Below are 14,524 nucleotides of genomic sequence, written 5' to 3' on the forward strand. Positions count from 1 at the left end.
CAAAGCACGCAAGTCAAACGCTGTTTTATAATAGACTACAGCGGTTGTCTATAGCCACTTGTTTAAAACCTCGAACTTCCATCAACGGCATTAGCTTAACGGATCACTACACGAGTGCCAACACCCACGAGCGCTACCAAGCGATCAATTTGCTCGTTGGTAACGGCGACACACCCTTGTGTCCAGTGATAGCGACCATGAATGTCTGGATCTGCGCTACCCAGACCGTGAATCCCAATCGCCCCACCCAGCGCCGTATTTTGCGGCGGGTGGCCATAACGTCGATAGTAGTCGAAGTAATCATCATAGTCTGTTTGGGAATAAATACCTTTCTCCAGTGCCATTCTAGCGTGCACCGGCGTTGGGTAATCAATACCAATAAACGTACGCCATTGGCTTTCGTAATTAAAACGGTTGATATGAAATTCGCCCATGGGGGTCACATTATCGCCACGAACCCGCTGAGTTTTAGCCCCAGCCCGGCCAAGTGATACAGGGGAAAAACGCTCCATCAGCGCATTACCCCGATAAACACTGAGAGAGGCCTCCTTATCATCCACCAGCACCCACACCTCATTACTGTGGCGCGGCACATGGGCGCGACTAAGCAACGTTTGCACCAGGTCAGTTGGTGCAGCCTGCCCTGGCTCAGTAATGACTGGCGCAGTGACAGCAGCGCTGGCAACGGCTGGGAGGCTCAGCGCCATGGCTAAAAATCGACGGCGATTAACTAAAAACATGGCAGCTCTCGAAGCAAATTAGCCCGTGGTTGGCCGACTAGGCACATCTGGTGGCTGTTATACCTTATTCCCACATCTGCCGTTAGTAATTTCGTCATATACGCGGCTACCGTACCCCAAAAGCCATGCCCCATAATCCACTGATAAAAACGCATTAAACGCCCTGCAACTCTTCCATACTCGCCATTATATGGCGTATTTCAGAATTATGCCCTTGAGCCAGAGCGTTGAAAAACTCCTCTTCAGGCTCAATTTTTGCCCGCGAAGCGCGATGTTCGTATAGTGCTTGCAGACGCTGGTGAGCCGCTGTTGCTGTTTTCATTGCATCGTCTATTGAGCCAGTGACCGTCTGCTCTGCCATACGCTCAAGCTCCGGTGGCTGAGGAAAATCACTCGAATCATCGAACCATAACTCCATCACTTCTGAATGATCAGAGCCGTCACGAAAGAGATCTTCAAGACCCGTTTTCATTTTCAGTTCGCGACTGGCCAGGTAATTAAACACCATCTCTAGGCGCTCATTCTCTGTTTCGCCGGCAGCTTCGCTATACTGGCGCGCCATACGCGCATGAAACCCCGCCGCCCACTCGATTAAATCTTTCACCTGGTTATAGCGCATCATGATCTCCTTTCTTGACTACTTGAGCGACGCCTAGCAATAAACATCCTACCACTCCAGACTGGTCTCCCGCAGCGCACCTATTTCAGCCTTGGCTGCCTGGAGCTTATCCAGTAACTGCTGACGCAAACTAGTCGGATTACCCACCGCAATCATAGCGGGATTATGAGCCGTGCGCCGGGCTGCACCATCATCACTATGCAGGCGTTCCAGTTGAACCAGTAGCCAATTTAGCCAGCTTTCCGGCTGCGCGGCTAAATCACGTAGACGCTGTAACTCGGCTAACGCAGGGCCATCCTGGGCCAACAACACAGACCAACGGTGCTCTGGCAGGCGGGCATGTTCGGTCACTTCACGCAACAGCGACTCTAACGCCAGCTCAAACAGCGCTAAAGCGCTCTCTTCCAATGCCATCTGCCGCGCGGGGGCATGCTCATCATCCCCTGCAGGCAACATTGCCAGTAGCTCCGCTTGGTAGAGTAGCTGATTGGTACGTGCGCGTGCATTCACTTGCGCTTGTCCTCCACATGCCATTTACCGCCGTCAAACATCGCCTTCCAACCAGTGGCCTTACCCTCTTCGTCGGTCATCACATACTGCTCTTTACTCTTACGCGAGTAACGGATTTGCGCAGGGCGGCCATCTGGGTCTTCGCTGGGCGCTTTGAGAATAAAGTGATACTTCTCAGGCAGCTCGTCGGCATGCGCCTTCAGCTCTTTCACTAGCGGTGGCCGCGTTTCGCGATTTTTCGGAAACTTGCTGGCAGCCAGAAACAGTCCGCTTGCTCCGTCACGTAGCACGTAGTGGTCGTCAACTTTTTGACAGGCCAGTTCCGGCATCGGGATAGGATCCATTTTTGGCGGCGCCACTTCGCCACTCTTCAACAGTTTACGAGTATTTTTACACTCACTATTGGTGCAGCCAAAATACTTACCAAAGCGGCCTGATTTCAACTGCATCTCAGAGCCACACTTATCGCATTCGATAATCGGGCCGTCGTAGCCCTTGATTTTGAATTTTCCGCTCTCCACTTCATAGCCGTCGCAATCGGGGCTGTTACCGCAGATGTGTAGCTTGCGCGTTTCGTCGAGCAGGTAATTGTCCATCGCCGTGCCGCACTTGGGGCAGCGACGCTTGGCACGCAGCGCATCAGTTTCGGCCTCTTCCCCCGCATCTTCAGCCACCGCTTCTTCACCTGGAATCAGGTCAATGGTGGTTTTGCAGCGCTCTTTGGGCGGTAAATTGTAGCCACTACACCCCAGGAAAACCCCGGTAGACGCAGTGCGAATCTGCATATGACGGCCACAGCGTGGGCAATCGATATCCGTTGGCACTGGCTGATTGGGCCGCATGCCATCTTCGCTCTCTGCCTTGGCCAGCTCTTCCTTAAACTCCTCGTAGAAGGCGTCTAGCAGCGCCTGCCAGTTACGTTCGCCTTCGGCGACTTCATCCAGGCTATCCTCCATGCGGGCGGTAAACGAGAAGTCCATCAAATCAGGGAAGGACTCTTTCAACCGCTCGGTGACGATATCGCCTAGTTTTTCAGCGTAGAAGCGACGGTTTTCGAGCTTCACATAGCCACGATCCTGGATCGTCGAGATGATCGAGGCGTAAGTTGAAGGCCGACCAATGCCCTGCTTCTCAAGCTCTTTGACCAGGCTTGCTTCGGTGTAGCGCGGCGCGGGCTTGGTGAAGTGCTGCTGAGGATCGAGAGCTTCCAACGCCATGGGCGTTCCCTTAGGCAAGTCGGGCAGGCTCTGATCTTCATTTTTCCCACTGGGCTTCATCACCCGGGTATAACCATCAAACTTCAACACGCGGCCTTTAGCGCGCAGCTCATAGCCATCGACTTCGACACTCAAGGTGCTGGACAGGTACTCTGCGGGGGTCATTTGGCACGCCACAAACTGGCGCCAGATCAATTCGTATAGACGCTCCGCATCGCGCTCCATACCGGCCAGGTCAGAGGCCTTACGCTCAACGCTGGAGGGACGAATCGCTTCGTGGGCCTCTTGGGCGCTCTCTTTGCTACTGTAGCGATTAGGCGCTTCTGGCAGGTAGCGCTCGCCAAACTCTGAGCCGATATAACTGCGTGCACTCTCCACGGCATCTTTCGACAGGTTGGTGGAGTCGGTACGCATATAGGTGATGTAACCCGCCTCATAGAGGCGCTGGGCCATGGTCATGGTCTTTTTGACTGAAAAGCCTAACCGACCACTCGCTGCTTGCTGCAGGGTTGAGGTAATAAAGGGCGCCGTGGGTTTAGAACTAGTGGGCTTGTCTTCACGCGAGGTAATCGCCAGCTTGGCTTTGCGAAGCTGCTCAATACGCGCCAGGGTGTCTTTTTCGGAGGTGGGTTTAAAGGCTTTGCCATCCTGGCGTACCAGGGCAAAACGCACCAGCTCGCCCTCGGGTGAGGCCAAGTCCGCGTGCACGTCCCAAAACTCTTCAGGAATAAAGGCGCGAATTTCCCGCTCGCGTTCGACAATCAGACGTACCGCGACAGACTGCACGCGACCCGCCGACAACCCGCGCGCCACTTTCGCCCACAACAGAGGCGAAAGCATAAACCCCACCACACGATCCAGAAAGCGCCTGGCTTGCTGGGCTTCTACCCGCGGGATATTGAGCGCACCAGGTGCCTTAAAGGCGTCCTGGATAGCATTTTTGGTAATTTCGTTAAACACCACTCGCTTATAACGGCTGTCGTCCCCACCAATGGTCTCGCGCAGGTGCCAGGCGATGGCCTCCCCTTCGCGATCCAAATCCGTTGCGAGATAGACAGCGTCAGCTTTCTCCGCCAGCTTTTTTAGTTCGGCAACGACTTTCTCTTTTCCGGGCAGCACCTCATAGCGGGCTTCCCAGCCGTTGTTAGGGTCGATCCCCATCCGCCGAATCAATTGATCCTGGTTTTTACGCTTTTTATACGCTTCTTTCTCTTCCGCCGACATCTTACGTGTCGCTGCGGCCTGGCGTGCGCGCTCCTTGGGGTCGGAGGCTGCCTTACCTGAGCCGCTGGTCGGCAGGTCACGAATGTGACCCACGCTCGACTTCACGATGAAATCGTTGCCGAGATATTTGTTAATCGTCTTCGCTTTCGCTGGCGACTCGACGATGACCAGTGACTTGCCCATAGTGCTCCACTTTCCTAATGCACGGGCTGGCTAGCACGTGCTCTGAATTCGGTGCCGTATCGTCGGGACGAAACCGCCCATTAAACAAGATACGGATGAAAAAAATGCGCCTACCCTACCCCAGCCCTTGGTGAAGCGCCAGTGGCAACCAAGCCGCAGGGGGAATCCGGAGTTTTAAGACGTAGTTTCTCGACAGACTTTTAAACATGCTTTTAAACGCGCTTCTAAAGACATCGTTTTAGACAAAGAGTAGCTAGACACTAGACTGCCACCGCCATTACAGCAACCCAAAAACGACTGAAACAAACAAAGCGCCCCCACCAAATAGGCGGGGGCGCGGTGATCTAAGGCACTGTTTTAGCGCTTAGGGGGCGTTTTTTTTCGTCCAGTAGGAGTTGCCGGTTTAGCCGTTGGTTCACTGGTCGAATCGCTCGCCGCAGCCGGTACAGGCGTAGGTTCCTTTCGAGCTGGAGGCACTGACTCGTTAACCCCGGGCTGCTCAACAGCCGCTGGAGCACGCTTAGCTGACGGGGCCGAGGAAGGCTTGGCCTTAGTGGCTTGTGGCTTCTCAGCACTCGCTGGCTTCTGTTCAGCGGCAGGCTTACTCGCTGCTGGCTTGCTCTCGACCGCTTTATTCTCTACCGACTTGCTGGGCCTAGCCTTATCAAATAGCGCTTTAATCTGAGCAAAACGCTCAGCGGCATGTTCAGTAAGCTCCCCGCTGGCGGCAAATACATGCTCGAGATGGCTTATATAGCCATCGATATCGGCGTTACTACTACCTGCCAGTAGAGCAGGCAACGAATTCAACGCCTGCTTCCTATCCAGCTTCAAGATAAAGAACTGCTCGCGCACCAGGTTTTTAAAATCGCTCAGTTTGATACCTGGCTCCAGCTCTGCACGGGAGGCACGCAGCCGCTTAAAGTTACGCTCATCCGTGGCTGGCGCGCCACCAAGTACGTAGATAAGCGAGCGCATAACCGCCTCATGGGCACTACCCTGGGCAATTTTCTCGCGAAGCGCTTCCTGGCGCTGTTCAATAAAGCGACGATGCTCGGGTTCAGCGCCAGGGCGGCGGCGATGCACATGGGCATCGCCATACAGTCCAACGGCAGCCTGCAGCAGTGGTTGGCCGTAGATATCCATAAACAGTTTTTCGGTGCTGCTATCGCGTACATCGCGCATAGCGTTGAGACCGGCCACCAACTGATCAGACCCCATGGTTTCAAGCGCTTTAAACAGGTTGTCTTGCGCTACCGGGTGACGATTCTTGCGCACGGCTTCCGCCATGACCGGTAGCGGTACTGACAGCGGGTTACGGTCGGAGAGCAGCTTGTAGCCTAGCCGAATCGGGTGCATACGACGAATAAAGCGGGCTGACTCCGGCGTCATGATCGCTTTTAGCCAGGGCTGCATAAAGAGCCGGTACATTCCCAGGTTGATCTCGGATATGCGCGCCACGGTGGCAAAACGACGGTCATCCTCAGGTTTGTGCATTACTGCCTGATCCAGCTCTTCAAAGTTGCGCGGCATAAATTCGAGCAGATAGTCACGCTCGAACAGTTCGGCATCTTCGCCCTTTTCGGCCGGGGATATGGACGTTTCATACAAGCCTGGCGGCAGTACGTCAATGTAATCCATATTGGCAGTGAACTCGGTATGCTCTTTACGCGACACACTGCCCGATACAAATATACCCAAGTGGCCAGTGGTATCGTGCTGGCAATAAACAATGGTTTGCTCGTTCGCAATGATGTCGTCTTCGTTTTCATACAAGTCACGAATCCAACCCAGAGCTTGAGGAGGCGGGGTAATATCGTCCCCACGCGAGCAGAACACGACCACTGGCGAGCGCACATTGCGCAGGTCGATTCGACGCCCATCGCGGGTCACCAACTGGGCGGTAGAGAGTCGATTGCCAACAAACAGATTATCGACAATATACTGAATCTCTTCACCGCCCAATACGACATGCCCACCCCACCAGCGCTCAAAATCGAGGTAACGGCCAGCTTCGGTATCGATGTTGTCGTAAAGGTGATACTGCTTTTTCCAATAGGTGTTGGCTGGATTGAGGCGCTCAAAATTCTGCACCAACCAGGCACCGTCAAACAAACCATTGCCTATGTCGCTGGTGAGTTCCGTAATCCAACTGCCACCCGCCATACCACCGGTATAACGCATTGGCGCTTTGCCATGCTCGCCAGCCCAGTAAGAGAGCGGTGCACCGGCAATCAGGATAGGGCCGAATACGTCCGGCTCCAAGGCTGCCGCCATCATGATTTGCCAGCCCGCCTGGCAATTGCCCACAACCATTGGTTTTTCGGTAGTTTCGGGATGAAGTTCGATCACATGGCGAAGGAACGCAACTTCAGACTCAACGACGTCTTCGACGGTTTGGCCCGGCTCAGGAAACGGCAAAAAGCCAATAAAATAGCAAGGATGCCCCGCTTTAAGCGCCACGCCCAACTCACTGTCCGGCTTAAACCCGCCAATCCCTGGCCCGTGACCTGCACGAGGATCCACCACGACAAAGGGGCGCTTTTGTAGATCAATCTCCGTCCCTTCGTGAGGCAACACACGCAACAGCTCGTAGTTGGTTGGCCGTGGTAGCTTACGACCATCCATGAGCACTTCAGTCTCAAACCCCAGCACATTGGGCTTGGTTTGCTCCATATGCTCAAGGTACTGATTACCACGTTCGCGCATCACATCCAGATAGAGAACGCTACGCTCCATGCTGTCGCGCCAGTATCCGAAGGCAGCGCGACCAAATCCGAACGGGTCGAAAAAAGCTGAGATCGCATCGCTACCGGGCACCATGGTGGCGTCACTATTCTGTTTCGACCACGCGCTTGTAAAAGCGCTAGCTGGGAACAAAGAGGTGGTCAGAGGATTGGCAAGAAAGTTCATAGGGTCTCCCGTTGGGTTGATGCACAAGCACCAGACCCGAAAGCAATAATGCTGCAATGCAATATAGTCTAGTCCACTACGTGCACTACGTCGATCTTTAACCCTGACAATTACGCCTTACACGACTAATTAAGCCCTGTTTAGGCAGCGCTAAAGATTCAGTGTTAGCATGCTTTGCCCTGGCGATTGAGCCTGATTTTGATATTACTCTTTAAACGTTTAAGGGTGCCCACTACGAGGTAGCTATGTCATCCCCCAACCTGCTCAATCGCCTTACTTTTCGGCAACTTCAGGTCTTCCAAGCGGTGCACCGGCAGCGGTCATACTCCCGTGCAGCTGAGCAGTTGGGATTGACCCAGCCCGCGGTGAGCGCACAAATACGTCAGCTAGAGCTGGCATTAGGTCAGCCACTTTTCAATTACGCGGGCAAAACCCTGCATTCGCTACCTGCCGCCGACACCCTCGCCCACTCAGCGCGAGAAATTTTTGGTCAGCTTTCGCGGCTGGAAATGAACCTATCGGATATTAACGGCAAAATTAGCGGGGAACTTAATATCGCAGCGGTCTCCTCAGCCCAATATGTAGTGCCTTATTTACTTGCCCGTTTCCGCGCTCACTATCCGGAGGTGCACGTTCGCTTAAAGGTGTGCAACCGTCGTCAGGCGCTCGAGCGACTCACGGAGCAGCAGGATGATCTCGTCATCATGGCGATGGTTCCTGAAGATGAACGCTTAGTGGTCATGCCGATTATTGATAACGAACTGATCGCCGTTGTCTGGCCAGAGCATCCGCTACTTTCGATGCCACAACCCTCATTAGCGGACTTCGCTCGCCACTATGTTCTAATGCGCGAACCCGGCTCTGGTGTGCGCAACGCCTTTGAGCAGATGGCAGCCAGTCAGCAGGTTGCCCTTCCCCACTGCATCGAGCTGGGCACCAACGAGGCAATCAAAGGCGGTGTCATGGCCCACTTGGGCGTAGCCGTGCTGCCACGCTTGGCAGTTCAGTTGGAGCTTGAGCAGGGGTTACTTTTTGAACTGGGGCTGCCCGACTTCCCCATCCACCGCTCTTGGTGCACGGTCTATACGCGGGAGCGCTTACCCACACCGGTCGCCGAGCTCTTTTTAAGTTTTGTTCGAGAGCACTTGCCCGATTACCGTCGCCACTTTCAGGCGCCCTCCAGCCCCCTGCCCAGCCATGGGGTAGCCTGTTTGCCGATACTTTCACCCTGAAAGCGAGTAACGGCTTACGGTGTCTTGTCGACGACGAGATATGTTACATTAGTGGACACTAGGGCGATAAAATATCGCGCATACTTGGTATTAATTAGGTAACAATTGGCAGGTTTTGGAAGGGCGACCCCCTTTCATGCCTTTGGCCTACCGCACAGAAGAGAGGCTCTGTCCCTATGAGCAATACCCCCTCGCAGCGCGTGTCCAGCGGTGAAAAATACCGTAACGAACGTGGCATGTCGGTGATCAAGGATGGCATGAAGCAGCGCAAAGCGCAGGCTGAGCCTTCTTCTGTTGAGCTTGAGCGCAAGCCCAAGTGGCTGCGGGCACAGATCCCAGGGGGCGAGCGTTTTGAGGCGGTCAAGAAGAACGTCGCCACCCATCGCTTAAGCACCGTATGTGCCGAATCCCACTGCCCCAATATGGGCGAGTGCTGGAGCAACGGCACTGCCACGATCATGCTAATGGGCTCGGTATGCACCCGCGCCTGCAGGTTCTGCGCGGTGGATACCGGCAACCCCCAGGGCTGGCTGGATCAAGAAGAGCCAGAAAACACGGCCAAATCCGTAGAGCTAATGGGGCTGCGCTACATCGTACTGACTTCAGTAGACCGTGACGACCTAGACGATGGTGGCGCCACCCACTACGCCAACTGTATTCGTGCGATAAAAGCGCGCACCCCAGAAGTGGTCGTGGAAGCCTTAACCCCCGACTTCGATGGCGAACTCAAAGCTATCGAACGCGTCGTCGATTCTGGTCTACAGGTATTTGCCCAGAATGTGGAAACCGTGGAACGTCTGACAGCTCGCGTGCGTGACCGACGGGCAGGTTACCGTAAAACCCTTGATGTACTTGCCCATGCCAAGCGCTACCGTCCTGACATCATTACCAAAACCAGCCTGATGCTGGGCTTGGGTGAAACGGATGAAGAGATTTTGCAAACCTTTGACGATCTTCGCGAAATCGGTGTGGATATCGTCACTCTCGGCCAGTACCTTCGCCCAACCAAAAATCACCTATCGGTGGAGCGCTGGGTAACGCCGGAAGAGTTTGATCGCTATCGAGTGATTGGCCTGGAAAAAGGCTTTATGGAAGTACCTTCAGGCCCGCTGGTACGCTCTAGCTACCGTGCCGACAGGGTGTTCGAGAAAAACAACCTGGGGCTCGCCTCACCTGCCGCAATTCCCGGCCAGGAGCAGGAAACAAACCCCAATATAATTCCAGCGCTCAATGTAGGGTAAGCCTAAACCTAGCGCCATCAGGGAATTCCCAGATGGCGCTTTGTCACCAAATGCCAAGCATCCCGCCCCCCTCAGGCTACCAACCTATCGACCTGAAAGGGAGAAGGTGGCGCTCCTTTAAAGCGGCGAACGCTCAACACTGACCATCTCGCGGTTTAATCTTAGAGCTAATGCTTCAGCCAATTGTTCACCCACCCGGTGCTCGCTTGGCAAAGTGACCAAGTCGGCCAGCTTCACCATGGGCATGCCCGCATAGCCACAGGGGTTAATGCGCAAGAAAGGCGCTAAGTCACCGTCTACATTTAACGCCACGCCGTGAAAGCTTGCTCCACGCCGAATACGCAAACCAAGTGAAGCAATCTTCGCCTCCCCCGCCTCGGTCATCACATAAACACCGGGCGCATCCGGCCTTGCCCGGGCACTCACGCCATAGTCGCTTAAAACATCAATCACGGCATTTTCCAATGCAGTGACTAGATCCCGAACGCCAATTTTGCCTCGCCGTACATCCAGCAGTGGATACAGCACGACCTGACCTGGGCCGTGATAAGTAACCTGGCCGCCGCGATCAACGTGCACCACCGGAATGTCGCCAGGCAGTAACAGATGTTCAGGTTTACCAGCCTGTCCCTGGGTAAACACCGGGTCGTGCTCAACCAGCCAGAACTGATCCGGCGTTTGCGCATCTCGAGTATCCGTTAGCGCGCGCATGGCCTCCCACACCGGCAGGTAGGCTTGGTGTCCCAAGTCGTACAGCTCAATCGGTGCAGGGCTATCCACAGTCACACCACCATATGCACACGGCCGGTGGCCTTAAGATCCTCAAACAGCTCCTTAATGTGCTGCTCTCCGGTCGCCCTAATCACCACTCGCACCGATTGAAAGCGGCCATTGCGACTGTCGACTACCTGCATCGCAGTTGCATCGAAGTCGGGGTCGTGGCGCACAATCACTTGGCACACGCAGGCAGGGAAATCCTCGGCGGCATCACCGACAACTTTTAACGAGTAATCACAGGGAAAAGTGATTTTCGGCGGCTCCTGAGCCGCCGGTTGGCGCAAATCACGCAGCCCCTGGGGAGCATCTTTTTTCATAACAAGCCTATTTCGTAAAGACACCGTTCATTACAGATACACAGCACAACCATTCATCGTTCAGTTCGTTGTACTGATTAATCGGTAAAACTACTAATCAAGTTACTAAAGAAGCGCTGAACCTGATCGAACAGGCGCTTGAACAGGCCACCCTCTTCGATGTTTTCCAGTGCTACTAGGCGACGCTCGCCGACCACTTCTTCACCCAAATGCACTTCCAGCGTGCCCACCTCGTCGCCAATGGCTATGGGCGCCTGCAAGTCTGGATTGAGGTTGAGACGCGCGCGTAACTCTTCATTACGGTTGCGCGGTAAAGTCATAAACACTTCTTCATCCACACCGACGCGCAGCTCGTTGATATCGCCGCCCCAAACCCGTGGCGTTGCCAGTACGGCACCACGCTCATAAAGCTTCATGGTTTCGAAAAAGCGGAAACCATAGCTGAGCAGCTTTTGGGTTTCCTGAGCGCGCGCTTCGTCAGAATTGGTTCCCATGACCACCGAAATCAAACGCATATCATCACGCTTGGCCGATGACACCAAGCAGAACCCCGCTTCAGTCGTCCAGCCAGTTTTCAAGCCATCTACAGACGGGTCACGCCATAGCAGACGGTTACGGTTGGGTTGGTCAATACCGCCATAAGAGAAAGTGCGATGGGAGTATATTTCGTAGTGGTCGGGATAATCATTAATAATATGCTGGGATAACTGTGCCAAATCATGGGCCGTTGAGTAGTGGTTTTCAGCTGGCAAGCCAGTGGCATTTTGGAAGTTGGTGTTATGCATGCCCAAACGTGTGGCATGCTGATTCATCAGATCCGCAAAGGGCGTTTCACCGCCCGCCAAATGCTCTGCCATGGCCACGCTGGCATCATTCCCTGAAACGATAATAATACCGTGGAGGAGGTCATCCACTGAGACTTGATCACCCACCTCGATAAACATTTTCGAGCCACCGGTACGCCATGCGTTCTCACTAATATTAACCATATCAGTGAGATTAATGGTGCCACGATTAAGTTCACGCTCCACTAAATAGGCGGTCATCAGCTTGGTCAAACTCGCCGGAGGCAGACGTTCATCGGAGTTATGCTCTGCCAGTATGCGGCCACTATTCGCATCCATGAGTATCCAGGAGCTTGCCGCTAACTGGGGAGCGGCAGGAATAATGGTTTGTGGTTGTGGAATGACCGGTTGAGGAGTTGACTGGGCACCGGCGGGCACGGCAACGGTCACCACAACAGCAAAGAGGCACAGGCGGGCAGAGCGACCAATGGATGTAAACACGTTCATAACGTCAGTCTCACTTACTTGAAAGCTTGATTAAACAGCTTATTTGTAAAATACGGCGGCGCGTAAGACGCGCCACAAGAAATAAATTAGGAGGAATGAATTATCGCACAACAAAGACCTGGGGGAACCCTGCTTGGCGCAGTGTTTCTCGCGCCTGAAGCTCTTGACCCGAAGCGATGGGCCCCACTTGAACTCGATAAACATCCGCATCGTTCATAATCCGCACCGTGTGGGGCTGCTCACCTTCTAAACGCTGCTGTAACTGCTGGGCACCTTCCGGATTACCTAACGCCGCAATCTGTAAATAGACTACGTCACCTGTTTCATTTTGGCCTGATGGCGACTGCGTCACTGGCGCTTGAGACGAGGGTGCAGCTGTTGTTGGCGCAGACGCCACGGGCTGAACAGGCACAGGTGAAGCGCTGGATCCACTCCGTGACGCCTCCGAGACGCTTGCCTGCGCGGGAGCGCTACCGCCTCTGCCCCGATCGGCTAGCCACTGCTCAGGGTTGATTGCTTCCACTTTCACGGAACCGGTACCATTGTCGAGGAAGCCTAGGCGGGCGGCTGCCGCATAGGAGAGATCGATCTCCCGGTCACTATGGAAGGGGCCACGATCATTTACCCGAACAATCACCGACCGCCCGTTATCCAGGCTGGTAACCCGCGCAAAGGTGGGTAGAGGCAACGAACGGTGCGCCGCCGACATTTTATACATGTCGTAGATTTCACCGTTTGAGGTCGCGTATCCATGAAATTTTTCACCGTACCAGGAAGCCGTACCGCGCTTCTCATAGCCCGTTGCATCTGGCAGCACATGGTAGGTTTTACCCCATACCTCATAGTTAGGGCGGTTACCTGATCGAGAAGGCTGCTCGATGCGCGGCTCGGCATCAGGCACTTTAGTAACATCCGGTGGCTCAAGGGGGTAAGCATCGCCACTCATAGCATAGCGACCGCTGCTACTACTGGCCGCCGATGGCGTAGGGGCGGCTGATGGCTTACTGGAGCCAGGCGCGTCTACTCGTTGGGTTTCATTACTGGCACAGCCGGCGACCAGGGCTAATAAAGCGATCATGCTCCCTGCCCGCTGGGCCATCGTCAGTTTGCTATTCATGCCTCATCCTCATGCAGCTCAGCAATCGCTTCCGCCAACTCAGTGACGGCCATGGCGTAGAGGTGACTGTGGTTGTAGCGGGTAATGACGTAAAAATTATACTCACCTAACCGGTACCGGGTATCCCCGTCAGCGAATTCAAGCGCCAGGGGTATGACCAACAAATTATCATCAAGAGGCTCTTCAGCCTCAATACCATGGCCAGCCAACTGCGCAACACTCACCCTAGGAGGCGACGTTTGATTAAATGAGAGTTCCTGCAGTAGCTCTACGGGTAGTACCTCTGGCCCCCTTGCCTGGTGGTAAATATCCCCACCTGGCTGCCAGTTATGCTCAGCAAAGTAATTGGCAACACTGCCAATCGCATCGACCGGGTTCTCCCAAAGATCCCGCCGCCCGTCGCCATCGAAATCAACGGCATAAGCTTGGTAACTGGTGGGAATAAACTGCGGATAGCCCATGGCCCCTGCGTAAGAGCCGCGTAGCTCGGTAGGGTCGACCTCCTGTTCGTAGGCGATGCGTAAAAAAGCCGCTAGTTCACCGCGAAAAAAAGTGCCCCTTGTCGGGTGGTGAAACGCCAGCGTGGCAAGCGAGTCCAGCACTCGGTGCTGGCCTTTATGTCGGCCATAGTAGGTTTCAACGCCAATGATGGCAGCAATAACCTCTGCAGGTACGCCATAGGTGTTTTCGGCTCGCGAGAGGGCATCGGCATGTGCGTCAATGAACGCCACTCCCTCTTCAATACGCTGCTGGGTCAGAAAAATATCGCGATACTCATGCCACTTAAGGCGACGCTCCGCGGCCCCTTCCATGGCATCCAATACACTCTGCGTGTATTTAGCCTGCCCTAGCGCTTCTTCCAGCCAAGCCTGGGGAAGCCCTTGTTCGACCAGCTCTCCCATCAGCGCTTGGCTATCAGCATTCTGCTGAGGTGCAAAATGCTGCGGAACAGCGAATTGTGATCCTTGTGACGGCTGATCGGCAAACGTGGTTGTTGTCCAGCACATCAACGCGGCCAACACATAGCAGCTCGTCTTTCCTTGAACCTTGTTCATTGGTTCTCCACTGTTGAGCTATTCATTCCAGAAACACCCATGCCTAAGCTTTTCATTGACGAGAAACAAAGCGTTGCTTGAGTGGGG

The 14,524-nt window shown here is 54.3% G+C and carries 12 protein-coding genes; 2 read left to right on the forward strand and 10 right to left on the reverse strand.

What is annotated here, in order from left to right; all coding sequences use genetic code 11:
* Positions 1 to 95: 95 nt before the first annotated feature.
* From ACFIOZ_RS12390 to ACFIOZ_RS12410, 5 genes are all read right to left on the reverse strand, one after another.
* Positions 96 to 740 carry a L,D-transpeptidase family protein gene (locus ACFIOZ_RS12390; protein WP_386078054.1) on the reverse strand — a complete coding sequence of 215 codons (645 nt, stop codon included), beginning with the start codon at positions 738 to 740 and terminating at the stop codon, positions 96 to 98.
* Between the two features lie 154 nt (positions 741 to 894).
* Positions 895 to 1,359 (reverse strand): 2-hydroxyacyl-CoA dehydratase, encoded by a 465-nt coding sequence (locus ACFIOZ_RS12395; RefSeq protein ID WP_386078057.1) that lies wholly within the window; start codon positions 1,357 to 1,359, stop codon positions 895 to 897.
* Between the two features lie 48 nt (positions 1,360 to 1,407).
* Entirely contained in the window at positions 1,408 to 1,869 is a 462-nt protein-coding gene (locus ACFIOZ_RS12400; RefSeq protein WP_386078060.1) for a DUF6586 family protein, read from the reverse strand.
* Positions 1,866 to 4,493 carry a type I DNA topoisomerase gene (gene topA / locus ACFIOZ_RS12405; protein ID WP_386078063.1) on the reverse strand — a complete coding sequence of 876 codons (2,628 nt, stop codon included), beginning with the start codon at positions 4,491 to 4,493 and terminating at the stop codon, positions 1,866 to 1,868. The genes ACFIOZ_RS12400 and topA overlap by 4 nt, the downstream gene beginning before the upstream one ends.
* Positions 4,494 to 4,850: 357 nt before the next feature.
* A complete protein-coding gene (locus ACFIOZ_RS12410) occupies positions 4,851 to 7,406 on the reverse strand; it encodes a DUF3141 domain-containing protein (protein WP_386078066.1) in 2,556 nt (851 codons plus the stop codon).
* Between the two features lie 245 nt (positions 7,407 to 7,651).
* On the opposite strand from ACFIOZ_RS12410, the gene ACFIOZ_RS12415 reads away from it, so the two are divergent.
* Both ACFIOZ_RS12415 and lipA read left to right on the forward strand, forming a co-directional pair.
* Positions 7,652 to 8,638, forward strand: a complete 987-nt coding sequence (locus ACFIOZ_RS12415; protein ID WP_386078069.1) for a LysR family transcriptional regulator — start codon at positions 7,652 to 7,654, stop codon at positions 8,636 to 8,638.
* A gap of 176 nt (positions 8,639 to 8,814) precedes the next feature.
* Positions 8,815 to 9,879 (forward strand): lipoyl synthase, encoded by a 1,065-nt coding sequence (gene lipA, locus ACFIOZ_RS12420; protein WP_386078071.1) that lies wholly within the window; start codon positions 8,815 to 8,817, stop codon positions 9,877 to 9,879.
* 117 nt (positions 9,880 to 9,996) lie between these two features.
* Here the strand turns inward: lipA and lipB are convergent, their stop codons facing one another.
* From lipB to mltB, 5 genes are all read right to left on the reverse strand, one after another.
* The gene (lipB, locus tag ACFIOZ_RS12425) at positions 9,997 to 10,659 is read right to left on the reverse strand and encodes a lipoyl(octanoyl) transferase LipB (RefSeq protein ID WP_386078073.1); all 663 of its coding nucleotides are present in this window, start codon (positions 10,657 to 10,659) and stop codon (positions 9,997 to 9,999) included.
* 2 nt (positions 10,660 to 10,661) lie between these two features.
* Positions 10,662 to 10,973 carry a YbeD family protein gene (locus ACFIOZ_RS12430; RefSeq protein WP_088699921.1) on the reverse strand — a complete coding sequence of 104 codons (312 nt, stop codon included), beginning with the start codon at positions 10,971 to 10,973 and terminating at the stop codon, positions 10,662 to 10,664.
* A gap of 77 nt (positions 10,974 to 11,050) precedes the next feature.
* Complete coding sequence (locus tag ACFIOZ_RS12435) at positions 11,051 to 12,265, reverse strand: D-alanyl-D-alanine carboxypeptidase family protein (RefSeq protein WP_386078076.1); 1,215 nt, start codon at positions 12,263 to 12,265, stop codon at positions 11,051 to 11,053.
* 100 nt (positions 12,266 to 12,365) lie between these two features.
* A complete protein-coding gene (locus ACFIOZ_RS12440; protein ID WP_386078079.1) occupies positions 12,366 to 13,382 on the reverse strand; it encodes a septal ring lytic transglycosylase RlpA family protein in 1,017 nt (338 codons plus the stop codon).
* The gene (gene mltB, locus ACFIOZ_RS12445) at positions 13,379 to 14,437 is read right to left on the reverse strand and encodes a lytic murein transglycosylase B (protein ID WP_386078081.1); all 1,059 of its coding nucleotides are present in this window, start codon (positions 14,435 to 14,437) and stop codon (positions 13,379 to 13,381) included. The genes ACFIOZ_RS12440 and mltB overlap by 4 nt, the downstream gene beginning before the upstream one ends.
* Positions 14,438 to 14,524: the final 87 nt, after the last annotated feature.

Source organism: Vreelandella sp. F11, assembly GCF_042466685.1.
Taxonomy (GTDB): Bacteria; Pseudomonadota; Gammaproteobacteria; order Pseudomonadales; family Halomonadaceae; genus Vreelandella.